Source organism: Sphingomonas aurea (assembly GCF_030678875.1).
GTDB lineage: Bacteria > Pseudomonadota > Alphaproteobacteria > Sphingomonadales > Sphingomonadaceae > Sphingomonas > Sphingomonas aurea.
The window spans coordinates 45,238-69,026 of the sequence record NZ_JAUUDS010000010.1; the positions used below are offsets into that span (position 1 = coordinate 45,238).

The window sequence follows — 23,789 nt, forward strand, 5'->3', positions numbered from 1 at the left end:
CCGGCATGGGGAGGGGGACCGCGCCCGCAGGGCGGGGTGGAGGGGGTTCGCCACCGGCGTAACGCTCGTGGCACGCCCCCTCCACCAGCTGCGCTGGTCCCCCTCCCCACGAGTGGGGAGGAATTTTCAAAGCGCCGGCAGTCCCGCCAGCAGCTTGTCGCACGTCACCGGCAGGTTGCGCACCCGCACTCCGCAGGCATTGTAGATCGCGTTCACCACCGCCGGTGCCGCGCCCGAGATGCCCAGCTCGCCGATCCCCTTGGCATGAATCGGATTGGCGTGGATGTCGCGCTCGTCGAGGAAATGCACCTCCAGCTGCGGCACGTCGGCATTTACCGGGACATGATATTCGGCCAGGTCGCGGTTCACCAGCTTGCCGTTGCGCGGGTCGTGGATCAGGTCCTCGGTCAACGCGCAGCCGATGCCAAAGGTCATGCCGCCCAGGCACTGCGACCGCGCCGTCTTGGCGTTGAGCACGCGTCCCGCTGCGAACACGCCCAGCATCCGCCGCACCCGTACCTCGCCGGTGACGACGTTCACCCCGACCTCGGCGAAGTGCGCGCCGTAGCTGGCCTGGGTGAACTGCTTCTCCTGCTTGCCGGGGACGATCTCGCCCGTTGCCTCCATCCCGTCGCCGACCAGCTCGGCGATGCTGCGACGGCGATTTCCGCCGATCGCCTCGCCGTCCTTCAGCGTCAGGTCGCCGGGATCGACCTCCATCGCCTTGGCCAACTGCTCGCGCAGCGCCTCGGCCGCCAGATAGACCGCCGACCCGGCCGATGCCGCACCCCATGATCCGCCCGATCCGGCGGCCGGGGGATCGTTGGTGTCGCCCAGCTTCATCACGATCCGCTCGACCGGCAGACCCAGCACCTCGGCCGCGATCTGCGCCATGATCGTGTAGCTGCCGGTGCCGATATCGGTCATCGCCGACGAGACGACCGCCGTCCCGTCCGGCTTCAGCTCGATCTTGGCCGAGGATTTCTGCAACTGGTTGTTGCGGGTCGCGGCGGCGACGCCGATCCCGACCAGCCACTCGCCCTCGCGCCGGCTGCCCGGCGTCGCGTTGCGCTGATTCCAGCCGAACCGCCTGGCTCCCTCGTCGAGCGCACGGGTCAGCATCCGCGACGAGAAGGGGACGTCCTTCTCGGGATCCTTGAGCGGATCGTTGATCCGGCGCAGCTCGATCGGGTCCATCCCCATCTGCTCGGCCAGCTCGTCGATGGCGCATTCCACGCCGACCATGCCGACCGCCTCGCCCGGCGCGCGCATCGACCCGGTCAGACCCAGGTTCAGCCGCACCATGTCGTGGTTGATCCGCCGGTTCTCGCCGCAATATAGCGAGTGGCTGCCGATGCCGACCGGCTCGAAGAAGCTTTCGCCCGGCAGGTTCGCGACCAACGAGTCGTGAACGAACGAGACGATCCGCCCGTCCGCGTCGCAGCCCAGCCGGATACGCTGCTCGGTGTTCGAGCGACGGGGCGTCGCCTCGAACACCTGCTGGCGCATCATCACCGCCTTGACCGGGCGGCCGAGCTGCTTGGCCGCGACCGCGGCCGCCACGCTCTCGGGGGCGATACCCAGCTTCGACCCGAACCCGCCGCCAATATAGCGGCTGATGATCCGCACCTTGGACACGGACACGCCGAGCGACTTGGCCAGCTGCGATGCATCGGATGTCGGCATCTGGTACGCACCGTAGAGCGTCAGCGCGTCATCCTCCCACATCGCAATGGAGGCGTGCGGCTCCATCGCCGCCGAGTTCTGACTGGGGGTGACATAGGTCACGTCCAGCTTCACCGGCGCCGCGTCATATGTCGTGTCGGGATCGCCCTGGCTGTAGTGTGGCGGGATCAGCCCGCGCGGCGGTGTCTCCGCCTCGTCCTTGTGCGCCTCGAAGTCGTAGGTGCCGGCCTTGTATTCATACTCGACCGGCAGGCTCAGCGCCGCCTCGCGCGCGGCTTCGTAGGTGTCGGCCAGCACGATCGCGACGATCTGGCCGAAATAATCGACCTGCTTGACGCCTTGCGTCGGCGCGCCCTCTTCGCCGCCCTGCTGTGCGTTACGGATGAAGGTGTCGAAATCGACCACGACGTCGATCACGCCGGGCACGCGCTTTGCCGCCTCGACGTCGATCGCCAGCACCTTGCCGTGCCCGATCTTCGCGCCGACCAGCACGCCGTGCACCAGCCCCGGCACCGCATATTCCGCCGCATAGGTTGCCGTGCCCGACACCTTCAGCGGGCCGTCGACCCGGTCGAGCGGGCGAGAGATCACGCCCTGCGCCCCGGTATCGAGCAGGCTCTCGGGCACCGGCTCGTTCATCGTCAGGCTGTTGGTCTTGTCGCCGAAACCGAACATCGCCTTATACTCCCGTCAGTTCACGCAGCGACGCGATCAGCGTGCGCCGGGCGAGCGGAATTTTGAAATCGTTGCTGCCGAAGCCCTTGGCATTCGCCAGCAGCGCGTCGGCGGCTGCGGCGAAGCTGGCATCGCTTGCCGGCTTGCCGACGATCGCCGCCTCCACCGCCGGGTCGCGCCAGGGCATCGGCCCGAGCCCGCCGAACGCCAGCGCGGCGGAGGCGACCGTGTCGCCATCCATCGTCACCACGCCCGCGACCGACACCAGCGCGAAGGCGTAGGAGGCCCGGTCGCGCACCTTGCGATACAGATGGCGTGCGCCTTCGACCGGCACGGGCAGCTCGATCGCGGTAATCAGCTCGCCCGGCTCCAGCACCGTCTCCACCTCGGGCGTGTCGCCGGGCAGGCGATAGAGGTCGCCGATCGCGATCCGCCGCCGGTCGCCGTCCGCCTTCTGCGTCACCACCGTCGCATCCAGCGCGCGCATCGCCACCGCCATGTCCGACGGGTGGGTCGCGATGCACTTGTCCGAGGTGCCGAGCACCGCGAGGATGCGATTATAGCCGTCGATCGCCGAACAGCCGCTGCCCGGCGCCCGCTTGTTGCAGGGCATGGCGGTGTCGTAGAAATAATAGCAGCGCGTCCGCTGGAGCAGATTGCCCCCGGTCGACGCCTTGTTGCGCAACTGCCCCGACGCGCCCGCCAGCAGCGCGCGGCTCAGCACCTCGTACCGTTCGATGACGCGGGGGTCGGCGGCCAGATCGCTGTTCGGTACCAGCGCGCCGATCGTCAGCCCGCCATCCTCCCGCTCGTCGATCGTGTTCAGGGGCAGACGGCTGATATCGACCAGCCGTTCGGGCGTCTCGATCTGCAGCTTCATCAGGTCGAGCAGGTTGGTGCCGCCCGCGATGAACTTCGTGCCTGGCGCCGCGCCCTCGGCGACCGCCGCATCGGCGCTGGCGGCGCGTTCATAGGTGAACAGCTTCATGCCCCGATCTCCCGCGCGGTTTCCAGCACCGGCTCCCGGTCGTCGACCCCTGCCACCTCGCGGATCGCATCGACGATATTGGGATAGGCGGCGCAGCGGCACAGATTGCCGCTCATCCGTTCGCCGATCTCGGCATCGTCGAGTGCCACCTCGGTCAGGTCGGCAGAGACATGGCTGGGCCAGCCCTTCTTGACCTCGTCGAGCATGCCCACCGCCGAGCAGATCTGCCCCGGCGTGCAATAGCCGCACTGATACCCATCGTGCCGGACGAACGCGTCCTGCAGCGGATGCAGGTTGCCGGGCTGACCCAGCCCCTCGATCGTCACGATCTCGTCATCCTGATGCATCACGGCAAGCGACAGGCAGGCGTTGATTCGGCGTCCGCCGACCAACATCGTGCATGCCCCGCACTGCCCATGATCGCAGCCCTTCTTCGATCCGGTCAGACCCAGATGCTCGCGCGCGAGATCGAGCAGCGTGGTGCGTACATCGACCTCCGCCTCGTATGACCTGCCGTTGATCGTCCACTTCATCGCGCCGCCGCCTCGTCCAAGATCTGTTAAGCAGGAGAACGCCATGTCCAACCCTCGGCTCCCGTTGCGAGTGGTTATCACCGCCACCCTGCTGGCATCGGCCGCGGCGCCAGCGCAGGATAGCCTTGTGACCCGACTCTCCTCCCCGATCGTGATCGCCCATCGCGGCGCCAGCGGCGAACGCCCCGAACACACGCTCGCCGCCTATGAGCTGGCGATCGACGAGGGCGCCGACGTGATCGAGCCCGACCTGGTGCCCACTAAAGACGGCGTCCTCGTTGCCCGGCACGAGAACGAGATCGGCGGCACCACCGATGTGGCCGCCCATCCGGAGTTTGCCGCTCGCCGCACCACCAAGACTATCGACGGCGAGGCGGTGACCGGCTGGTTCACCGAGGATTTCACCCTCGCCGAGCTGAAGACGCTGCGTGCCCGCGAGCGGTTGCCCCAGCTGCGGCCCGCCAACGTGGTGTTCGATGGACGGTTCGAGATCCCCACCCTTGCCGAGGTGATCGCACTCGCCAAACGCCGGCATGTCGGCATCTATCCCGAAACGAAGCACCCGACCTATTTCGCGTCGATTGGCCTGCCCACCGACGCGCCGCTGGTGCGGCAGCTGCACGCCGCCGGCTGGACCACCCCGGACGCACCGGTGTTCATCCAGTCGTTCGAGGTCGCGAACCTGAAGCATCTGAAGACGCTGACGAAACTGCGCCTGATCCAGCTGGTCGACGCGACCGGCGGTCCCGCCGACAAGGCCGTCGCCAGCTATGCCGCAATGACCAGCGCGGCGGGGCTGAGGCAGGTCGCCACCTATGCCTGGGGCATCGGCCCGGCCAAGGCGCAGGTGACGGCGACGCTGGTCGGCGACGCGCATGCGGCCGGCCTGCGCGTCCACCCCTGGACCTTCCGCGCCGAGAACCAGTTCCTGCCGCCCCCATATCGCCGTGGCGACGATCTCGCCGCGCATGGCGACGTGGCGGGCGAAATCCATGCCGCGCTGAAGCTCGGGATCGACGGTTTCTTCACCGATTTCCCGCTAATCGGCGTACAAACCCGTGATCGCGCGGTTCCGCGGAGAGAGTAATGCGTCGCACCCTGCCTATCGTCCTTGTTCTCCCGCTGCTGGCCGGCGGTTGCCTCAGCACCGCAGCGTCGGTGGTGAAGGCGCCGTTCCAGGTCGCCGGCAAAGCGGTCGACTGGACCACCACCAGCCAGGAAGAGGCCGACCGCAACTACGGCCGCAAGATGCGCAAGGCGGAGGCTCGCGAGGGCAAGGAGCGCCGCGAGTGGGAAAAGCGCTGCCGCAGGAATCCCGACGATTGCGGCGAGTATCAGGGCTACCGCGCCGACGACGTGCGGCGGTAGATCGCGCCTGACCCGTCGTCCCGGCGTTCGCCGGGATGACGGCTGGGCTGTCCTACTCCTCCACGATCGCGTCGATCGCCTGCGCCATTTCGATGTCCCGCGACGACAATCCGCCCGCGTCGTGCGTCGTCAGCAGCACGTCGACCCGGTTGTACACGTTAGCCCATTCCGGATGATGGTTCATCCGCTCGGCGATCAGCGCGACCTGGGTCATGAAGCCGAATGCCTCGATGAAGTCGGCGAAGACGATCGTCCTGGTGATCGCGTCGCGCGCCTCGTCGTGATCCCATTCAGGCAGGCCGTCGAGTGCGTCCGCCCGCTCGGTCTCGCTCAGCGCCTCGATCATCATCGCCCTCCGGTTCGCGACGCTTGCCGTCGCCGAGCGGCAACGCCTATGGCGGTGGGGATGGATCGGCAAGGCTTCACCGGCACGGCGCCCGACGCCGACCTGATCGAATCAATCGCGCACGACACGATCGCGCGGTTGCCGGCCGCCTTCGCCGCGCATCTCGGCGCCGTGGTACTGATCGTCGAGGAAGTCGCGGACGAGGAGACGCTGGCCGCGCTCGGCATCGACCATCCGCTCGACCTCACCGGCATCTATTCGGGCCGCCCGGTCGGCGAGAAGTCGTCGATGGAATCGGGCGCGCTTCCCGACCGCATCCACCTCTATCGCCGCGCGATCCTCGACGAGTGGGTGGAAACCGGCGTTCGCCTCGACGACCTCGTCGCCCATGTCACCATCCACGAGATCGGCCATCATTTCGGCCTGTCCGACGACGACATGCACGCGCTGGAAGAGGCGGCGGGTTGAACCTGCTGACGCTCGACACCGTCACCTGCCTGCGCGGTGGTCGGCGACTGTTCGAGGCGCTGGACCTGGTGCTGGAGGCTGGCGGGGCGGCCGTCGTGACCGGCCCCAATGGCGCCGGCAAGTCGAGCCTGCTGCGCCTCGTCGCCGGCCTGTTGAGGGCGGAGGCCGGCACCGTTCGGGCGGCACCGGCGGCGCTGCTCGACGAGCGGAGTGCGCTCGACCCCGACCGTCGCCTCGCCGACGCGCTCGGCTTCTGGGCACGGGTCGACGGAACGCACGACCGCATCGCCGCCGCACTCGCCATGCTCGACCTGACCGCACTGGCCGACGTGCCCGTCCGGCTGCTGTCAACCGGCCAGCGCCGCCGCGCCGGCCTCGCCCGCATCGCCGCCAGCCCGGCGCCGCTCTGGCTGCTCGACGAGCCGGCCAACGGCCTCGATACGGCGGCGGTGGTGCGGCTGGCGGCGATGATCGCGGCGCACCGCGCTGGCGGCGGTGCCGCGCTGATCGCCACCCACCTGCCGCTCGACCTGCCCGGCGCGCGGACGATCGCGCTGGAGCCGGCGCTGGAGGCGACAGCATGATCGCGCTGATCCGGCGCGACGTCCGCCGCTTCTATGCGGGGGGCGGGGCGACGCTGGTCGTCATCTTCTTCCTGCTCGTGGCGACGCTGTTCCCCTTCGCGATCGGTCCCGATGCGGCGCTGCTGGCGCGGGTCGGCGGCGGGGTGATCTGGGCCGCCGCGCTGCTCGCCGCGCTGCTGCCGGTCGAGCGGCTGATCGCGCCCGATCTGGAAGCGGGGGTGATCGACCAGCTTGCGGTGCGCGGCATGCCGCTGGCGCTGGTCACCGGCGCCAAGACGGTCGCCCACTGGCTCGCCTTCGCGCCCCCGCTGATGGCGGCGACGGTGATCGCCGCCGGGCTGCTCGGCCTGTCGGGCGAGACGCTGGTCGCGGTCGAGATCGGGCTGCTGCTCGGCACCCCCGGCCTCGCCGCGCTGGCGGTCGCGACCGCCGCGCTGACCGCGGGCCTGCGCGGCGCCGGAGCGGTGGCGGGGCTGGTCATGCTGCCGCTCGCCATCCCACTCCTGATCTTCGGTGCCGGTGCGATCGGCGGCGGGGCAGGGGGGCTGAAGCTGCTCGCCGCGGTCAGCCTGCTGCTGGTCGCCGGCGCGCCGTTCGTCGCCGGTGCGGCGCTCCGGGCAGGGATGGACTAAATCCTAGCGGCTCCACCGCGCCCAGATCGCGGTCGGCAGCACCAACCCGCGCGCTTCCTCGCGCACGCCCAGTTCGCCCATCTCGACCGTCCCGGGCAGGTCGGCAAAGGCCTGTCGCAGCAGCTCGCCGATCGCCAGCGCGGACATGCGCACCGCATAGACGGTCAGGAACAGGAAGCGCGACCGCTCGTCGAGCAGGCGACGGCAGTCGGCGATCAGGCCGGGCAGATCCTCTTCCAGCCGCCACACCTCGCCCTCCGGCCCGCGGCCATATTTGGGTGGGTCGAGCAGGATCCCGTCATAGCGCCGCCCGCGCCGCACCTCGCGCGCCACGAACTTGGCGGCATCGTCGACGATCCAGCGCACCGGCGCGTCGGCCATGCCGGACAGCGCCGCATTGCCCCGCGCCGCCTCGACCGACTTCTTCGAGGCATCGACATGCACCATCCGCACGCCCTTGCTCGCCAGCGCCAGCGTGCCAACGCCGGTATAGCCGAACAGGTTCATGCACTCCGCCGCCTCGACGCCGGCGACCTGCCCGCGCATCCAGTCCCACACCGGGGCCATGTCGGGGAAGAAGCCGAGGTGGCGGAAGGGCGTGTTCTGGGCGGTGAAGCTGACCTCGTTCCACTTCAGCGGCCAGCCGTCGCGCGGCACCTGTCCGACGTAGCGCCACTGACCGCCACCGTCCTCGTCCGATCCCGGCACGAACTCGGCATCGGCGCGCCAGTCGTCGCTGGCCGGCGCCCACATCGCCTGCGGCTCGGGCCGGACGAAGCGGAACCGGCCATAGCGCTCCAGCTTGCGGCCATGCCCCGAATCGACCAGGCCGTAATCCGCCCAGGGCTCCCCGATCAGCGTCGCCAGCGTCATGCCGATGGGGTGGCGTGTGCCGCCACGTAATCGCCCACCGCCGCCAGCGTCGCGGGCAGGGTGACGTAGCGCTCCTCGCGGTCGAACAGGTCGCCGACCCGCGCCGGCAGGCCGGGGCGCAGCCCGGTCGCCCGCTCGACCGCATCGCGGAACTTCGCCGGATGCGCGGTCGCCAGCGTCACCACCGGCGCGGTCGTGTCCAGCGCGCGGGCAGCGCTCAGCGCGATGGCGGTGTGCGGGTCGATCGTCTCGCCGGCATGCTCGCACGCCCAGCGCATCGCCAGCGCCATATCGTTGCCGTCCACGCGCGCGCTGGCGAACAGTCCGGCCGCCCCCTGCTGCTGCGCGTTGGTCAGCCGCATCGCCCCCGACGCGTCGAAGCCGCGCATCTGCGCCGCCATCGCCGCGCCGTCCCGCCCGCCCAGGTCGAACAGCAGCCGCTCGAAATTGGACGAGACCTGGATGTCCATTGACGGGGTCGCGGTCTGCTCGACCTTGCCCTTGCTGTAATCGCCCGACGACAGCGCACGGTGCAGGATGTCGTTGACGTTGGTCGCCACCACCAGCCGCTCGACTGGCAGTCCCATGCGCGCCGCGACATAGCCGGCGAACACGTCGCCGAAATTGCCGGTCGGGACCGAGAAGGCGATCGCCTTACCCGGCGCGCCGAGCCGCACCGCGGCGTAGAAGTAATAGACCACCTGCGCCATCAGCCGCGCCCAGTTGATCGAATTCACCGCCGACAGGCTGAAGCGATCGGCCAACGCTTGCGTCGCGAACATGGTCTTCACCAGCGCCTGCGCCTGGTCGAAATCGCCCTCGATCGCGATGTTGTGGACGTTGGGGGCGAGCACCGTCGTCATCTGGCGCCGCTGCACGTCCGACACGCGGCCGGCAGGGTGGAGCATGAAGATATCGATCCCCTCACGCCCCGCCACCGCGTCGATCGCCGCCGACCCGGTGTCGCCGCTGGTCGCGCCGATGATCGTCAGCCGGCGGGTCGATCCGGTCAGGAACTTCTCGAACAGCAGGCCGAGGAGCTGGAGCGCGACGTCCTTGAACGCCAGCGTCGGCCCATGAAACAGCTCCAGCAGCCACTGGTCATGGTCGAGCTGGACGAGCGGCGTGACGGCGGCATGGCTGAACCGGCCATAGGCCTGCTCGCACAGGTCGCGAAGCTCCTCCTCGCTCAGCGTGTCGCCGACGAAGGGCAGCATGATCCGCACCGCCGTCTCGGCATAGGAGAGGCCGGCCAGGTCGGCGATCTGGTTGGCGGTCAGCGTCGGCCAGCTTTCCGGCACATAGAGGCCGCCGTCGCTCGCCAGCCCGGCCAGCGTCGCGCCACGGAAATCGAGGACGGGGGCTGCCCCGCGGGTGCTGTGATAGCGCATGGCGGAACCGCCTAGCGCTCTCGCCGCCGCACCGCCAGCACATAGACGATCGTCGCGATCGCCGCGAAGAAGAACCACTGCCCGGCATAGGCCAGATGGTTGTTGGGCACCGCGCCGATATCGGGCGGCGCGTTGGCCGACAGCCCGGCGGCGGGCGGCATCGCCACCAGCATCGGCAGCGGCGGGCGATGGTCTAACAGCGATCCGATCAGCGAACGGCCATCGGGCGCGTGGCCGATATAGCCGGTGACCGGCCCCCCGCTCCAGCGCACTTGCGCCTTGGGATCGCGGGTCGTGCCGAGCTGGACGATCGTGCCGCCCGCGCAGGTCGCGATGGAGCGGAACCCCGCGGCACCGGCACCCGCCAGCTTCACCGCCACCGGTGGCGCGCAGTCCGCGGCGCTGCGCCGGAACAGCAGCCGGTCGTCCGGGGTGGTGGGGAAGGGGACGGGTGGCCGCGCCGGATTGTCGGCCAGCTGGGCCAGGAACGCCTCCTTCTTCGGCAGCCGATCGGTCAGCTGCCACAGGCCGAGCGCGATCATCGCCGCCACCGCCAGCGCGACGATCAGGGTCGGGATCAGCGGCAGGCGCCTCACGCCTCCGGCCCCGCGATCTTGCCCTCGCGCGCGGCGTTGCGATACTCCGACGCGAGCAGCGCCGCCTTGGCAAGGCGCAGGCTGCCGACCACGCCCGCAGCGGTGAACGGTATCCACAGCAGCATGTGCACCCAGAGCGGCGGCCCGACCGCCAGCTCCAGCCACACCGCCAGCCCGGTGACGATCGCGCCAAGGATCAGGGTGAGAAAGGCCGCCGGCCCATCGCCGACGTTGAACTGGGCGAAATCGAGCCTGCACACGGAGCACCAGTCCGCAAAGCCCAGCAGCGATCCGAACAGCGTCCGCGCGCCGCAGCGGGGGCACAGGCCCTTCAGCGCGACCTGCGCGATCGTGGGGACAGGTGTCGAAACGGACGGAGCGCCCGACGGCGTCTCCGCCGCGGGCGCTCCCTTGCCGCCTGGCGCGGGCTCGCCCGCGCCGACCGGATCAGCCACCGTGGACCGGCGCGCCCCAGCCGCCCCAGACATAGACGGTGACGAACAGGAACAGCCACACCACGTCGACGAAGTGCCAGTACCAGGCCGCCGCCTCGAAGCCGAAATGCTGCTTCGGCGTGAACTCACCCCGATAGGCGCGGACCAGGCAGACGATCAGGAAGATCGTCCCGACCAGAACGTGGAAACCGTGAAAGCCCGTCGCCATGAAGAACGACGCGCCATAGTTGATGCCCTTGAACGGGAAGGGCGCATGGGCATACTCGTACGCCTGGATCGCGCTGAACACCGCGCCCAGCACCACCGTCAGCCACAGGCCCTTCAGCACGCCGTCGCGGTTGCCGACGCCCAGCAGACCCCACAGGCCGGTCTTCTCGCCGCCGCGCTGGTTGTGGATCAGCGCGTGGTGCGCCCAGGTCACCGTGGTGCCCGAGGTCAGCAGGATCAGCGTGTTGAGCAGCGGCAGCTCGAAGGCATTGATGACCTCCAGCCCCTTGGGCGGCCAGGCGGCGGCGATCGCGGTCGCGCCCTCTGCGGCGCGCTCGACCTGCCCGTCGACGAACTGCATCGCGGTCGGGAACAGCGAGAAGTCGAAGAACGCCCAGAACCAGCCGACGAAGAACATGACCTCCGACGCGATGAACAGGATCATGCCGTAGCGGAAATGCAGCTGGACGACCGGGGTGTGATCGCCGGCATGCGCCTCGCGGATCACCTGCGCCCACCACATATACATGCCCGACAGCACCGCGGCGAAGCCGATCAGGAAGATCCAGCCGCCACCCGCACCCTCGTGCATGTACATGATGCCGCCTGCCGCCATCACCAGCGCCGCCATCGACGTGTAGAGCGGCAGGATGCTGGGGGGCAGGATATGGTAATCGTGGTTCTTGGCGCCGGCCATGTCGCTTCCCTGTTGGCTTATCGGACCCGCTGTAAGCGGCGACCCGGCGAATCGCAATGGCCGGCAGGGGGGTTAGCCGGCGGTCTTCACCGCCTCTGACGGGTAGAAGGTATAGGACAGGGTGATCGTCTCGACATCCGCGGCATCGGGATCGTCAAGCATCTTGGGATCGACGTAGAAGATTACCGGCATCCGCGCCGTCTCGCCCGGCTTCAGCGTCTGCTGGGTAAAACAGAAGCACTGGATCTTGGTGAAATACTTGCCGACCTGTGCCGGGGTGACGTTGAACGTCGCAGTGCCGGTGATCGGCCGGTTGGATGTGTTGGTCGCGGTGAAGAACGCCATGTCACGCGCGCCGACCGCCACCGTATCCGACGGGTTCTCCGGGCGAAAGCGCCAGGGCAGCTTGGGGCTGACGTTCGCGTCGAAGTCGACCCGCACCTGTCGCGTCGTCGCGCCCGGCGCCTCCAGCCCGCGCTGGGTCGTGCCGTTCAGCCCGGTCACCTGGCAGAACAGCCGGTACAGCGGCACGCTGGCCCAGGCGAGCCCGGTCATGAAGCAGATGCCGAGCACGGCCAGCATCGCGGTGCGCATCCGCCGGTCGCCTGCGGGAGAGGTCATCCGTGCATGCCGAGCTGGATCTTGGCGATCGAGATCGCGAAGATCAGCAGGACGAGCCCGCCTAGCAGCAGCGCCATCACGCGCGCGCGGCCGGCCTGGCGGCGGCGGATAAGCTTTTCGTCTTCGGGGGTCATGCCATCATCCAACGATCGGCGACCAGCGCGCCGAAGATCACGAACAGGTAGAGGATCGAGTAGCTGAACAGCCGCTTCTCGGGCTTCATCGTGTCGCCCTCACCCTGGCGGCGGGTCGCGACGCGCAACACCAGTGCGGCGAAGATGCCGGTCAGCACCAGCGAGGCGATACCGTAGAGCGGGCCGGTCAGCCCCAACGGCCAAGGTGCGACGGCGGCAATCGCCATCGGGACGGTGTAGAGCCCGATCTGGTGCCGCGTCACCCGCTCACCGGCGACGACCGGCAGCATCGGCACGCCGGCATTGGCGTAATCTGTCTTCACGAACAGCGCGAGCGCCCAGAAATGCGGCGGGGTCCACAGGAACACCAGCAGGAACATCAGGAATGGCAGCAGCGCCACGTCGCCGGTTGCCGCCGCCCAGCCGATCATCGGCGGAAACGCGCCCGCGGCGCCGCCGATGACGATGTTCTGCGGCGTCCGCCGCTTCAGCCAGACGGTGTAGATCAGGACGTAGAACAGGATCGACACCAGCAGGATCGCTGCCGCAGTCAGATTCACCGCCAACCCCATCAGTATGACGGAGAAGGCGGACAGGCCGACCCCGAAATGCAGCGCCGCCTGCCGGTCCATGCGGCCGGCGGGCAAGGGCCGCTGCTGCGTGCGGCGCATGGCGGCATCGATATCGGCCTCGTACCATTGGTTCAGCGCCCCCGCCGCGCCGGCGCCGAGTGCGATGCACAGGATCGCGGTGAAGCCGATCACCGGATGCACGCCGACCGGCGCTGCCAGCATGCCGCACAGGCCGGTGAAGACCACCAGCGTCATCACCCGCGGCTTGGTCAGCGCCAGAAAGTCGCGCCAGTCGGCCGGCGGCAGCAGGGGAGTGGTCGTGTCCATAATCTGCCCGCGCCTATACGCGTGCGCGGGGGCAAGGGACAGTCGAAGTTGCTAAGGCGAGGTTGCTACGCGATCTGCCTGCGCCGCATCCGTGTCGGGATCACCAGCCGCTCGATAAAGGCGATCAGTTCGGTGCGGCGGCGCGGTTCCTCGGCGAACTCGGCGTCAATTCCCAGTCTCCAGCGAGTCGCATGGTCGCCGGGCGCGTCGTGGAGCCGGTCGAACAGCGCCGCCTGTGCCTCGACATCGTCGGCGTCGCGGCACAGCCCGTCCTCCACCAGCGTCTCGGCCTGCCGGCGTAGCGCCGCGCCGATCTCGCCGGGGCTGAGTTCGGGATGATACTGCACGCCCCAGAAGATGCCGTCGCCGCTGCGGATCTCCGCCGCCTGCACGCGCACCGCGAGGCTGGTGGCGAGCAGCGTGGCATCGGGCGGCAGGTCCTCGACCTCGTCGCCGTGGATCGCTGGCGCGTCCCAGACCGCCGGGCGGTCGGAGAGGAGGGGATGGTCGCGGCCCGCTTCGGTCGGCATCAGCCGCCTGGCGATCCCCGCCTCCTGCCGGAACGGCATCGATCGCACCTTGCCGCCTGCCGCCGCCACGGCGACCTGAAGGCCGGCGCAGGAGCCGAAGCTGGGTGTGCCGCTGGCGAACACCGCGCGCATGAAGGCGATCTGACGGCGGGTTTCCGGCGTCTCGTCATAGACGTGAAGCGGCGAGCCGGAGAGGAACACCGCGTCATGGGTGGCGATCTCGTCCGGGTTGGGGATGTCGGCATCGGGATCGGACGGGGTGACCAGTTCGATCCGCGCGCGTGGCGACAATTGCTCGAGCGTTGCGGCGAAGCTCTCGCCGGCGCTCTTGCCGGCCGAGCGGCGGCGGGTGTCGCGCTCGGCGGCGGTTTCGCTCTCGACGATCAGGAAGCGGAGCGGGGTGTCATGCTGCATCGGCAGTCCGGGTGGGATAGGCATCTGCGGGGTCAACGCACCCGCTGCCGTCCTGCTCCGGCTGCCTGTTCAACTGGATCACCTTCTGAAACGAGAAACGCCCCGGAGGTGGTCCTCCGGGGCGTCTCTTTCTTATGGGCCCGACACGGGAGTTGATTCCGTGTCGTCGATCATGGCTGCGCCATGTCGGCCGGGCCGGGCCGGTGCGTGCGGCCTTGCCGCACCGGCGCGTAGCCTGGGCTACGCGCCTCGCACCTGCCTCAGTCGATCTTCGGCAGGGTCTCGAACTGGTGATACGGCGGCGGCGAGGACAGGGTCCACTCCAGCGTCGTGGCACCGGCGCCCCAAGGATTGCCCTCCGCCTTCTTGCCGGCGAGCAGCGACCAGATCAGGTTGACGAAGAAGATCGCCATGCCCGCGGCCATAATCATGTAGCCGATCGTCGCGATGGTGTTCCAGTGCGCATAGGCATCCGGATAGTCCGGGTAGCGGCGCGGCATGCCCTGCAGGCCCAGGAAGTGCATCGGGAAGAACATCACGTTCACGCCGATGAAGAACACCCAGAAATGCAGCTGGCCGAGCAACTCGTTGTACATCCGGCCCGACATTTTCGGGAACCAGTAGTAGAAGCCCGCGAACAGCGAGAACACCGCGCCCAGCGACAGCACATAGTGGAAGTGGGCAACGACGTAGTAGGTGTCCTGCATGTAATCGTCGATGCCGCCATTGGCGAGCACGACGCCGGTCACGCCGCCGACCGTGAACATGAAGATGAAGCCGATCGCCCAAACCATCGGGGTCGGGAAGCGCATCGATCCACCCCACATCGTCGCGATCCACGAGAAGATCTTAATGCCGGTCGGCACCGCGATGACCATCGTGGCGGCGGTGAAGTACATCTTGGTATTCACCGACAGGCCGGTGGTGAACATGTGGTGCGCCCACACGACGAAGCCGACCACGCCGATCGCGACCATGGCGTAGGCCATGCCGAGATAGCCGAAGACCGGCTTGCGGCTGAAGGTGGCGATGATCTGGCTGACGATGCCGAAGCCCGGCAGGATCATGATGTACACTTCGGGATGGCCGAAGAACCAGAACAGGTGCTGGTACAGCACCGGATCGCCGCCGCCGGCGGGATCGAAGAAGGTGGTGCCGAAGTTGCGGTCGGTCAGCAGCATGGTGATCGCCGCGGCGAGGACCGGAAGGGCCAGCAGCAGCAGGAAGGCGGTGACCAGCACCGACCACACGAACAGCGGCATCTTGTGCAGGGTCATGCCCGGCGCGCGCATGTTGAAGATGGTGGTGATGAAGTTGATCGCACCCAGGATCGAGCTTGCGCCCGCAAGGTGGAGCGACAGGATCGCCATGTCGGTCGACGGCCCCGGCTCGCCATAGGTGGAGAGCGGCGCGTAGAGCGTCCAGCCATTGCCCGCACCGCCGAAGAAGGGCGAGGCGAGGAGCAGCGTGAACGACGGGATCAGCAGCCAGAAGCTGATGTTGTTCATCCGCGGGAACGCCATGTCGGGCGCCCCGATCATGATCGGCACGAACCAGTTGCCGAACCCGCCGATCATCGCCGGCATCACCATGAAGAACACCATGATGAGGCCGTGCGCGGTGATGAGCACGTTCCACAGGTGGAGCGACTGGTCGAGGCTCTGCGGCCCGCCGTGGAGCAGGCTCGCCCAGGTGCCCAGATACTGGATGCCCGGGTGCGCCAGTTCGGCGCGCATCAGGCCCGAGATCGACCCGCCGATGATCCCCGCGACGATCGCGAAGATCAGGTACATCGTGCCGATGTCCTTGTGGTTGGTCGACATGAACCAGCGGGCGAAGAACGCCGGCTTGTGATCCGCATCGTGGGCGTGGTCGTGATGGTCGCCGTGTGCGTGGAACGCGGACGGGTGGAGCGCGGTATCGGTCATCTTACTGTCCAGCGTTGCCGGTGGCGGGGTTGTTGGTCGCGCCCTGCGGAGAAGTGGGGGCGGCGACGGTGGCGTTCTCGACCGGGCCGGTGGCGTTGGCGGTCGTCTCGCCCGCCTCCTGCTTGGCGGCGGAGCCATCGGCGCCCGGCTGCGGGATCACCTTGTCCGACGGGGTGCCGGCGGCGGGCATGGTGCCGCCCTTGGCGCGGACCCAGGCGGCGAACTGCGCCGGCGACACTGCCTCTACCGCGATCGGCATATAGGCGTGGCGCGCGCCGCACAGCTCCGAACACTGGCCGAAATACAGGCCGGGCTTGTCGATGGTGAAGCTCGTCTCGTTCAGGCGGCCGGGGATCGCGTCGAGCTTGATCCAGAAGGCGGGGACCGCCCAGCTGTGGATCACGTCGTTGGCGGTGGTGATGAGGCGGATCGGCACGCCGACCGGCAGGACGATGCGGTTGTCCGCCGCCAGCAGGCGGGGGCCGTCGGCATCGGTGCGGAACCGCTCGCCTGCGGCGACCTCGTTCTTTTCCTTCAGCAGGTTGGCAGTGACCTCGAACCCGCCATTGTCCGGATACTGGTAGGTCCAGTACCACTGGTTGCCGATCGCCTTCAGCGTGACGGCGCCGGCCGGTGCCGGCTTGAACTGGGCCTGGAGCAGCCCGATCGAAGGCACCGCGATCAGCACCAGGATGACGACCGGCAGCAGCGTCCAGATCACCTCGATGAAGGTGTTGTGGCTGGTCTTGGACGGCGTCGGATTGGCCGAGGCGCGGTAGCGGACCACCACCCACAGGAGCAGCGCCAGCACGAACAGCGAGATGACCGTGATGACCGGGAACAGCACCGCATTGTGCATCCAGTGCGCGAACTCGCCGTTGCGGGTCACCTGCGGCTGGAGCCCGAAGACGCCGTTGGTCGGCTGGCCGATGCCCGGCGTCGGCAGTGCGCCGGGTGCGCCGTCGACCGCGAGCAGCGGGCTGTTGGGGGCGGCCGGCGCGGTCGCCGCGGCGGTGGTGGGCGCGATGTTCGACACGTTGCCGGGCTCGGCCGCGGCCTGTGGCGTCGCTGCCGAAACCGGCGCCGCAGGGGCCGCCGCATGGCTCGCGACCGTCGACAGGCCCGCCAGCGCGAGCCCCGCCGCGATCGCGATTCGCTTCAACCCCTTGATGGACATCGTTCGTCGTTACCCCGTTGTTCGTTGGGCCGGTCCGAAGGAGGACCGGGTCGTCAGGCACGGCGTTCCATGCCCGCTTTGGGCACGGCCTATACGCCGGGGGTGCCGCTCCCTCAAGCGGCTGCAACGAAAATGGCGCAGGCATTGCTGCAAAGCTGCCGTGGATCACCATCGGCGGGCGTTGCCGGAACCTGGCGCCGGGCGTATGGCGCGCGCGTCCGCAACAGGGAAAAGCGCATGACCGACGACGATGTCCTGGCCGAATTCCGCGCCGCCGACGCGCTGCTGGAAGGGCATTTCATCCTGTCGTCGGGCCTGCGCTCGCCCCGTTATCTCCAGTGCGCGCGCGTGCTGATGGACCCGCGCCGCGGCGCCCGCCTAGCCGAGGCGCTGGCCGAGCGCCTGCCGGCGGATGTCCGTGCCGCGATCCAGGTCGTCGTCTCCCCGGCGATGGGCGGGGTGATCGCCGGGCAGGAGATGGCGCGGGCGCTGGGCGTCGAGGCGATGTTCCTGGAACGGCCGACGGGCACGTTCGAGCTGCGCCGCGGCTTTCGCCTGACGCCGGGGCAGAAGGTGCTGATGATGGAGGACGTGGTGACCACCGGCCTGTCCTCTCGCGAGGCGATCGCCGCGATCGCCGCGACGGGGGCGGAGACGATCGCCGCGGCGGCGCTGGTCGATCGGTCGAACGGCAGCGTCGATCTAGGGGTCCCGTTCCATCCGCTCATCCGGCTCGACGTGCCGAGCTACGCCGCCGACGCGCTGCCGCCCGAACTCGCGGCAATCCCGGCGATCAAGCCCGGCAGCCGCGCGGCATGAGCCCGTTCACCGGCCGGGCGATCGGGCTGGCGTTCGCGGCGCTGTGGCTCTTCCTCGGCGCGGTCGCGCTGCCGCTGCCGTGGCGATACCTGGCCGGTGCCCTTGGTCTAGCGGCGATCTTGCTGCTCGGGGTGCGGGCATGGCGGATGAACGAGCGCCGCACGGGCCTGTTCGACATGCGGCGGTACCGCCTGTCGGTCGCACTCGAATTCGGCGCGATCGCGCTGGCCGGGTTCCTGCTCGATCGGGTCGGCCTTGGCGGCTACCTCATCCCGGTCGTCGGCATCATCGTCGGGCTTCACTTCGTCGGACTGTGGTGGGCGGGCGGCGGTCCGCAGTATCTGCGGCTGGCCGGGATCATGACGGCGATCGACGCGGGCGCGCTGCTGCTGCCGCCCGGCAGTCGCGCGATGCAGGCCGCGGCCGGGCTGGGATCGGCAGCCGCGCTGGCGATGATCGCCGGAACGGGAGCGCGGCGATGACGCGGCCGCTGCGCCTCGGCGTCAACATCGATCACGTCGCGACAGTGCGGAACGCGCGCGGCAGCGGCTACCCCGATCCGGTGCGCGCGGCGCTGCTCGCGGCCGAGGCCGGGGCGGATGGCATCACCGCACACCTGCGCGAGGATCGTCGGCACATCACGGACGACGACATCGCCCGGCTGTCGGAGGCGCTCACCATCCCGCTGAACCTGGAGATGGCGGCGACCGACGAGATGCTGGCGATCGCGCTGCGCCACCGGCCGCACGCCGCGTGCATCGTGCCCGAGCGGCGCGAGGAGCGCACGACCGAGGGTGGGCTCGACGCCGCCGGCCAGCACAACCAGCTGGTCCCGCTGGTCGCGGAGCTGTCGAACGCGCGCATCCGCGTGTCGCTGTTCATCGAACCCGATCCTCGCCAGATCGAGGCGGCGATCCATCTGCGCGCGCCGGCCGTCGAACTCCATACCGGCCGCTACTGCGAGCTGGAAGGCGACGCGCGGGACGCGGAGCTGCGGCGGATCGCCGACGCCGCGGCGCTGGCGGCGAAGAACGGGATCGAGGTCCATGCCGGTCACGGCCTGACCTATGACAATGTCGGTCCGATCGCGGCGATCCCTCAGGTGCGCGAGCTGAACATCGGCCATTTCCTGATCGGCGAGGCGATGTTCGTGGGCCTGGGCGAGAGTGTCCGGCGGATGCGGGCGGAGATGGACGCGGCGCGATGATCCTCGGCCTCGGCTCCGACCTCTGCAACATCGATCGCATCCAGGCGTCGCTCGACCGGTTCGGCGCGCGGTTCGAGAATCGCGTCTTTACCGAGGTGGAGCTGGCCAAGGCGAAGCGCCGGCCCTTTACCTATGCCGCGACGCTGGCGAAGCGCTTCGCCGCCAAGGAGGCGTTTTCGAAGGCGGTCGGCACCGGCTTCAAGCGCGGCGTGTTCATGCGCGACATCGGCGTGGTCAACGCCGCCTCGGGTGCGCCGACGCTGACGCTGACCGGTGGGGCCAAGGCGAGGCTTGACGCGTTGGTCCCGCATGGCATGGCGGCGCGCGTACATCTGACCATGACCGACGATCTCCCCTGGGCACAAGCCTTTGTGGTGATCGAGGCGATCCCAGCTCTACCGGAAGGTGGCCGGCCCGAATGAAGGAAGCGACGTTGAACGGCAACGAGGCCCCCCCCACTGTCGCGGAGCCGACGGCGCCACCCGCCGCCCCGGATACGAAGGTGAAGCGGGCCGGCACCGACTGGTGGGCGGAGGTCAAGGGCATCCTGTGGCTGATCCTGATCGTGCTCGGCTTCCACAGCTTCGTCGCCAAGCCCTTCTACATCCCGTCCGAATCGATGCTGCCGGGCTTGCAGGTCGGCGACCGGCTGGTGGTGTCGAAGTTCGCCTATGGCTGGTCGTTCGTGTCGCCGACGATCCCCAACCCGGTCGCGATCTTCAAGGGAGCGGTGCTGCGCCAGCCGGTCGACAGCTGGAGCGTGTCGCTGCCCGAGTGGCGGGGGCGTCTGCTCGGTTCGCTGCCGACGCGCGGGGACGTGGTGATCGTCACTCCGCCGGGTACGCGTACCGACTATATCAAGCGGGTGATCGGCCTGCCGGGCGACCGGTTGCAGGTGAAGGACGGCCTCGTCATCCTGAACGGCCAGCCCGTGCGCCGCGGGCCGATCCACGACACGCTGATCCCGGTCGACACCAACAGCCCGTGCTCGCCGAGCGACTATCCGGGCGCGCGTGAGACGCTGCCGGGCGGGCGCATCGTGTGCCGCCTGCCGACCATCACCGAGACGCTGCCCAACGGCCGCCGCTACGACACGATCGAGCTGGGCTGGAGCCCGGGCGACAATTACGGACCGATCACCATCCCGGCGAACCGCGTCTTCCTGATGGGCGACAATCGCGACCGGTCGGCCGACAGCCGCTACGCGCTGAGCGAATTGGGTCTGGGCGGGCCGGTGCCCTACGAGAATATCGGCGGGCGCGCCGAGTTCGTGACCTTCAGCCTCGACGGCGATGCGACGCTCAATCCGCTGACCTGGTGGGGCTCGCTGCGCTCCGGCAGGGCCGGCACCTCGCTCCACCCGGCCATCGCCGAGTGAGCAACAAGGCACCCCGGATCGCTGCCGAGCCCGCTCCGGCGGAACTGCGCGATCCACGGGTCAGGGCGGAGCTGCGGCGTGCCGGCGTCTGGGTCGGGCTGGTCGCGGCGCTGGCCCTGGCGGTGCTGCTGGTCCAGCCGCTCCTCATCATCTTCGCCGGCATCGTCGTGGCGGCCCTGTTCGACGGCGGCGTCCGCCTGCTCGGCCGGGTGCTGCCGATCGGGCGGGGCTGGCGGCTGCTGATCGTTGTCCTGCTGGTCGTCGCCTTCCTGATCGGCACCTTCTACCTGGCGGGCGTGCAGGTGACCGCACAGGTCACGCAGCTGCGTTCGACGCTGGAGGCGCAGGCGCTGGCCTTTACCGGCTGGCTGACCGAACAGGGGTTGATGCCCGGCGCGTCGGACGTCAGCGGCATCGTGCGTCAGGCGCTGGGGTCGGTCGGGCGGATCACCTCATGGGTCGGCACCGCCGTCGGGGCGCTGACCAGCATGTTCATGATCCTGGTCCTCGGGCTGTTCCTGGCGATGGACCCGGGCGCTTATGTCCGCGGGCTGCAATGGATGGTGCCCAGCGACAAGCGGGTCGAATTCGCCGTCGTGCTCCAGCGGATGGGCTTCACGCTGCGCCGCCTGCTCGCCGGGCGGCTGCTCGGGATGGTGGCGGAAGGTATCCTGACGTGGCTGGCGCTGATGGCCGGGGGTGTGCCGATGGCGATGATCCTCGGCATATTGACCGGGCTGCTCGCCTTCATTCCCAATATCGGCGCCTTCATCTCGGGCGCGCTGATGATCGCAGTCGGCTTCTCGGCGGGACCGAACATCGGCTTCTGGGCGATCGGTACCTATGTCGTGGTCCAGACCTTCGACGGCTATGTCCTGCTGCCGATCGTCGCCAAGAAGACGGTCGACCTGCCGCCGGCACTGACGCTGGGCGCGCAGATCCTGGCGAGCGCCCTGTTCGGGATCATGGGGCTGGCGCTCGCCGACCCCTTCACCGCCATGACCAAGGCGGCGCTGGAACGGAGTTCGGAGCGGAACGAAGAGGCGTGATGCGCCTCAGGCGCGGGTGATCGTCATCAGATAGTCGAGCGCCGTCGACGACCCCAGCACGAAGCCGCGCGTCGGCGACCAGGTCAGCCCACGCAGGTCGCGGACGCGCAGCCCCTCGCTCTCGACCAGGACGGTCAGTTCCTCGGGCGTCAGGAACTTGTCCCAATCGTGCGTGCCGCGCGGGATCGCGCCGGTGCCTTCGGCCAGCGTAATCATCGCCAGCCGCGACAGCGGCGTGCGGTTGGGGGTCGACAGGATCATCAGCCCGCCCGGCGCCAGCGCCGCCGCAAGTCCGCGCACGAAGCTGGCCGGATCGGCGACATGCTCGATCACCTCCAGGCTGGTGACCAGGTCGAACGTCTCGCCCGCCACCGCCTCGATCCCACCCGCACGATAGTCGATGGCGAGCGAGGAGCCGGCGGCATGTGCCTGCGCCACGGCGATATTCTCCGGCGCCGCGTCGACACCGGTCACGGCCGCACCCAGTCGCGCCAGCGGCTCGGCGAGCAGCCCGGCACCGCAGCCGACGTCCAGCGCCCGCCGACCCGACAGCGGCACGAAGCTGGTCGCGTCGCCGTCCCAGTGCAGGTCCACCGCCTGACGCAGATAGTCGAGGCGCACCGGGTTCAGCCGGTGAAGCATCGCCGACGAGCCCTTCGGGTCCCACCAGTCCGCCGCCATCTTGCCGAAATGCACTGCCTCTGACGGCGTGATCGTGCTGCTTGCGCTCACCATGGCGGCTACCTATCAGGACCGCCACTTTTCCCCAAGGAGGCAATCGACCCGTCCATGGCGCGCATCGTGATGAAGTTCGGCGGCACCTCCATGGCCGGGATCGAGCGCATTCGCGCGGTCGCCGCGCGCGTCAAGCGCGAGGTGGAGGCGGGCAATCAGGTTGCCGTCGTCGTCTCGGCGATGGCGGGGGAGACCGACCGGCTGGTCGGGTTCTGCCGCGAGGCGTCGTCGCTCTACGATCCGCGTGAATATGACGTGGTGGTGTCCAGCGGCGAGCAGGTGACCAGCGGGCTGCTGGCGATCGCGCTGCAGGCGATCGGCGTGCCGGCGCGGTCGTGGCTCGGCTGGCAGCTGCCGATCCATACCTCCGACGCGTTCAGCCGCGCGCGGATCGGCACGATCGACACGGCCGCGCTCGACGAGAGCCTGATGCGCGGCGAGGTCGCGGTGATCCCCGGCTTTCAGGGCGTGGCGGACGGTGATCGCATCACCACGCTGGGCCGCGGCGGGTCCGACACCTCGGCAGTGGCGGTGGCGGCGGCGATGAAGGCGGAACGCTGCGACATCTACACCGACGTGGACGGCGTCTACACCACCGATCCCCGCATCGTGCCGCGCGCGCGCAAGCTGGCGCGCGTGACGTATGAAGAGATGCTGGAACTGGCCTCGGTCGGGGCCAAGGTGCTCCAGACCCGCTCGGTCGGGCTGGCGATGAAGGAACAGGTCCGCGTTCAGGTGCTGTCGTCGTTCACCGGCGAGGACGCCCCGATGGCCGACACGCTGCCCGGCACGATGATCGTGGGCGAAAACGAACTTTGGGAGGAGATTGCCGACGTGGAACGCCAGCTCATCACCGGCATCGCGCATGACAAGAACGAGGCGAAGATCACGCTGGCCTCGGTCCCCGACAAGCCCGGCGCGGTCGCCAGCATCTTCGCGCCGTTGGCCGATGCCGGCATCAATGTCGACATGATCGTCCAGAACGTCGCCCATTCGACCGGATCGACCGACGTGACCTTTACCGTTCCCGCCGCGGACCTGCCGCGCAGCCTGGACGTGCTGGGCCAGGCCAAGGCGACGATCGGGTACGAGAAGCTGGTCCACGACACCCGCGTCGCCAAGATCTCGGTCGTGGGTGTCGGCATGCGCAGCCATGCCGGCGTCGCCTCGACGATGTTCACGACATTGGGTGAGCGCGGCATCAACATCCAGGCGATCACCACCTCGGAGATCAAGGTCAGCGTGCTGATCGAGGAGGATTATACCGAATTGGCGGTGCGCGTGCTGCATACGGCCTATGGGCTGGACGCGGAGGTCGCTGCCTGATCGCGGCGGCGGGAGGCGAGAGCTTGCCGCCGCCCGCCCACTCGCGCTAGGCACCCGCGATGACCGATACTCT

The 23,789-nt window shown here is 69.0% G+C and carries 28 protein-coding genes; 12 read left to right on the forward strand and 16 right to left on the reverse strand.

The features are described from left to right. Positions 1–126: 126 nt before the first annotated feature. Genes Q5H91_RS14960 through Q5H91_RS14970 form a run of 3 tightly spaced genes read right to left on the reverse strand, consistent with a single transcriptional unit; the run spans position 127 to position 3,882 of the window. Positions 127–2,361 (reverse strand): xanthine dehydrogenase family protein molybdopterin-binding subunit, encoded by a 2,235-nt coding sequence (locus Q5H91_RS14960; protein ID WP_305174248.1) that lies wholly within the window; start codon positions 2,359–2,361, stop codon positions 127–129. Between the two features lie 4 nt (positions 2,362–2,365). Further along, positions 2,366–3,349, reverse strand: a complete 984-nt coding sequence (locus tag Q5H91_RS14965; protein ID WP_305174249.1) for an FAD binding domain-containing protein — start codon at positions 3,347–3,349, stop codon at positions 2,366–2,368. Beyond that, positions 3,346–3,882: a 2Fe-2S iron-sulfur cluster-binding protein gene (locus Q5H91_RS14970; protein WP_305174250.1), complete on the reverse strand. Its 537-nt coding sequence runs from the start codon at positions 3,880–3,882 to the stop codon at positions 3,346–3,348. Before Q5H91_RS14970 ends, Q5H91_RS14965 begins: the two co-directional genes overlap by 4 nt. 43 nt (positions 3,883–3,925) lie before the next feature. On the opposite strand from Q5H91_RS14970, the gene Q5H91_RS14975 reads away from it, so the two are divergent. Further along, the gene (locus tag Q5H91_RS14975; protein WP_305174251.1) at positions 3,926–4,969 is read left to right on the forward strand and encodes a glycerophosphodiester phosphodiesterase; all 1,044 of its coding nucleotides are present in this window, start codon (positions 3,926–3,928) and stop codon (positions 4,967–4,969) included. Further along, entirely contained in the window at positions 4,969–5,250 is a 282-nt protein-coding gene (locus Q5H91_RS14980; RefSeq protein ID WP_305174252.1) for a hypothetical protein, read from the forward strand. Before Q5H91_RS14975 ends, Q5H91_RS14980 begins: the two co-directional genes overlap by 1 nt. Before the next feature lie 52 nt (positions 5,251–5,302). Here the strand turns inward: Q5H91_RS14980 and Q5H91_RS14985 are convergent, their stop codons facing one another. Then, positions 5,303–5,668 (reverse strand): 4a-hydroxytetrahydrobiopterin dehydratase, encoded by a 366-nt coding sequence (locus tag Q5H91_RS14985; RefSeq protein ID WP_305174253.1) that lies wholly within the window; start codon positions 5,666–5,668, stop codon positions 5,303–5,305. On the opposite strand from Q5H91_RS14985, the gene Q5H91_RS14990 reads away from it, so the two are divergent. Genes Q5H91_RS14990 through Q5H91_RS15000 form a run of 3 tightly spaced genes read left to right on the forward strand, consistent with a single transcriptional unit; the run spans position 5,657 to position 7,280 of the window. Beyond that, entirely contained in the window at positions 5,657–6,064 is a 408-nt protein-coding gene (locus tag Q5H91_RS14990; protein ID WP_305174254.1) for a metallopeptidase family protein, read from the forward strand. The two genes, Q5H91_RS14985 and Q5H91_RS14990, sit on opposite strands and share 12 nt — an antisense overlap. Next, positions 6,061–6,648, forward strand: coding sequence for a heme ABC exporter ATP-binding protein CcmA (ccmA, locus tag Q5H91_RS14995; protein WP_305174255.1), 588 nt, complete (start codon positions 6,061–6,063; stop codon positions 6,646–6,648). The genes Q5H91_RS14990 and ccmA overlap by 4 nt, the downstream gene beginning before the upstream one ends. Then, positions 6,645–7,280, forward strand: coding sequence for a heme exporter protein CcmB (locus tag Q5H91_RS15000; RefSeq protein WP_305174256.1), 636 nt, complete (start codon positions 6,645–6,647; stop codon positions 7,278–7,280). The genes ccmA and Q5H91_RS15000 overlap by 4 nt, the downstream gene beginning before the upstream one ends. A 3-nt stretch (positions 7,281–7,283) precedes the next feature. Here the strand turns inward: Q5H91_RS15000 and Q5H91_RS15005 are convergent, their stop codons facing one another. From Q5H91_RS15005 to coxB, 11 genes are all read right to left on the reverse strand, one after another. Further along, on the reverse strand, positions 7,284–8,153 hold the full coding sequence (locus tag Q5H91_RS15005; RefSeq protein ID WP_305174257.1) for a class I SAM-dependent methyltransferase: 870 nt from the start codon (positions 8,151–8,153) through the stop codon (positions 7,284–7,286). After that, a complete protein-coding gene (gene thrC / locus Q5H91_RS15010; protein ID WP_305174258.1) occupies positions 8,150–9,544 on the reverse strand; it encodes a threonine synthase in 1,395 nt (464 codons plus the stop codon). Before thrC ends, Q5H91_RS15005 begins: the two co-directional genes overlap by 4 nt. An 11-nt stretch (positions 9,545–9,555) precedes the next feature. Continuing rightward, entirely contained in the window at positions 9,556–10,140 is a 585-nt protein-coding gene (locus Q5H91_RS15015; RefSeq protein WP_305174259.1) for an SURF1 family cytochrome oxidase biogenesis protein, read from the reverse strand. Further along, positions 10,137–10,490 carry a DUF983 domain-containing protein gene (locus tag Q5H91_RS15020; protein ID WP_305174305.1) on the reverse strand — a complete coding sequence of 118 codons (354 nt, stop codon included), beginning with the start codon at positions 10,488–10,490 and terminating at the stop codon, positions 10,137–10,139. Before Q5H91_RS15020 ends, Q5H91_RS15015 begins: the two co-directional genes overlap by 4 nt. A gap of 97 nt (positions 10,491–10,587) precedes the next feature. Next, a complete protein-coding gene (locus Q5H91_RS15025; RefSeq protein WP_305174260.1) occupies positions 10,588–11,499 on the reverse strand; it encodes a cytochrome c oxidase subunit 3 in 912 nt (303 codons plus the stop codon). Between the two features lie 72 nt (positions 11,500–11,571). Continuing rightward, on the reverse strand, positions 11,572–12,120 hold the full coding sequence (locus tag Q5H91_RS15030; protein ID WP_305174261.1) for a cytochrome c oxidase assembly protein: 549 nt from the start codon (positions 12,118–12,120) through the stop codon (positions 11,572–11,574). After that, positions 12,117–12,254 (reverse strand): cytochrome c oxidase system small membrane protein, encoded by a 138-nt coding sequence (locus Q5H91_RS15035; RefSeq protein ID WP_305174262.1) that lies wholly within the window; start codon positions 12,252–12,254, stop codon positions 12,117–12,119. Before Q5H91_RS15035 ends, Q5H91_RS15030 begins: the two co-directional genes overlap by 4 nt. Further along, positions 12,251–13,153, reverse strand: coding sequence for a heme o synthase (locus Q5H91_RS15040; RefSeq protein ID WP_305174263.1), 903 nt, complete (start codon positions 13,151–13,153; stop codon positions 12,251–12,253). Before Q5H91_RS15040 ends, Q5H91_RS15035 begins: the two co-directional genes overlap by 4 nt. Positions 13,154–13,218: 65 nt before the next feature. After that, a complete protein-coding gene (locus Q5H91_RS15045) occupies positions 13,219–14,097 on the reverse strand; it encodes a type 1 glutamine amidotransferase (protein WP_305174264.1) in 879 nt (292 codons plus the stop codon). Between the two features lie 260 nt (positions 14,098–14,357). Beyond that, complete coding sequence (gene ctaD / locus Q5H91_RS15050; RefSeq protein ID WP_305174265.1) at positions 14,358–16,025, reverse strand: cytochrome c oxidase subunit I; 1,668 nt, start codon at positions 16,023–16,025, stop codon at positions 14,358–14,360. A gap of 1 nt (position 16,026) precedes the next feature. Beyond that, complete coding sequence (gene coxB / locus Q5H91_RS15055) at positions 16,027–17,202, reverse strand: cytochrome c oxidase subunit II (protein ID WP_305174266.1); 1,176 nt, start codon at positions 17,200–17,202, stop codon at positions 16,027–16,029. A 237-nt stretch (positions 17,203–17,439) separates the two neighbouring features. Between coxB and pyrE the strand changes: the two genes are divergently transcribed. Genes pyrE through Q5H91_RS15085 form a run of 6 tightly spaced genes read left to right on the forward strand, consistent with a single transcriptional unit; the run spans position 17,440 to position 21,655 of the window. Beyond that, the gene (gene pyrE / locus Q5H91_RS15060) at positions 17,440–18,021 is read left to right on the forward strand and encodes an orotate phosphoribosyltransferase (protein WP_305174267.1); all 582 of its coding nucleotides are present in this window, start codon (positions 17,440–17,442) and stop codon (positions 18,019–18,021) included. Then, positions 18,018–18,503, forward strand: a complete 486-nt coding sequence (locus Q5H91_RS15065) for a hypothetical protein (RefSeq protein WP_305174268.1) — start codon at positions 18,018–18,020, stop codon at positions 18,501–18,503. Before pyrE ends, Q5H91_RS15065 begins: the two co-directional genes overlap by 4 nt. Then, positions 18,500–19,228, forward strand: coding sequence for a pyridoxine 5'-phosphate synthase (locus tag Q5H91_RS15070; RefSeq protein WP_305174269.1), 729 nt, complete (start codon positions 18,500–18,502; stop codon positions 19,226–19,228). The genes Q5H91_RS15065 and Q5H91_RS15070 overlap by 4 nt, the downstream gene beginning before the upstream one ends. Then, positions 19,225–19,650: a holo-ACP synthase gene (gene acpS, locus Q5H91_RS15075; protein WP_305174270.1), complete on the forward strand. Its 426-nt coding sequence runs from the start codon at positions 19,225–19,227 to the stop codon at positions 19,648–19,650. Before Q5H91_RS15070 ends, acpS begins: the two co-directional genes overlap by 4 nt. After that, positions 19,647–20,606 (forward strand): signal peptidase I, encoded by a 960-nt coding sequence (gene lepB / locus Q5H91_RS15080; RefSeq protein ID WP_305174271.1) that lies wholly within the window; start codon positions 19,647–19,649, stop codon positions 20,604–20,606. The genes acpS and lepB overlap by 4 nt, the downstream gene beginning before the upstream one ends. Further along, positions 20,603–21,655, forward strand: coding sequence for an AI-2E family transporter (locus tag Q5H91_RS15085; protein ID WP_305174272.1), 1,053 nt, complete (start codon positions 20,603–20,605; stop codon positions 21,653–21,655). The genes lepB and Q5H91_RS15085 overlap by 4 nt, the downstream gene beginning before the upstream one ends. A gap of 6 nt (positions 21,656–21,661) precedes the next feature. Here Q5H91_RS15085 and ubiG read toward each other — a convergent pair whose 3' ends face one another. Further along, complete coding sequence (ubiG, locus tag Q5H91_RS15090; RefSeq protein ID WP_305174273.1) at positions 21,662–22,390, reverse strand: bifunctional 2-polyprenyl-6-hydroxyphenol methylase/3-demethylubiquinol 3-O-methyltransferase UbiG; 729 nt, start codon at positions 22,388–22,390, stop codon at positions 21,662–21,664. 54 nt (positions 22,391–22,444) lie between these two features. Here ubiG and Q5H91_RS15095 point away from each other — a divergent pair, with 54 nt between their 5' ends. Beyond that, positions 22,445–23,716, forward strand: a complete 1,272-nt coding sequence (locus Q5H91_RS15095) for an aspartate kinase (RefSeq protein WP_305174274.1) — start codon at positions 22,445–22,447, stop codon at positions 23,714–23,716. The last annotated feature ends 73 nt before the right edge of the window (positions 23,717–23,789 follow it).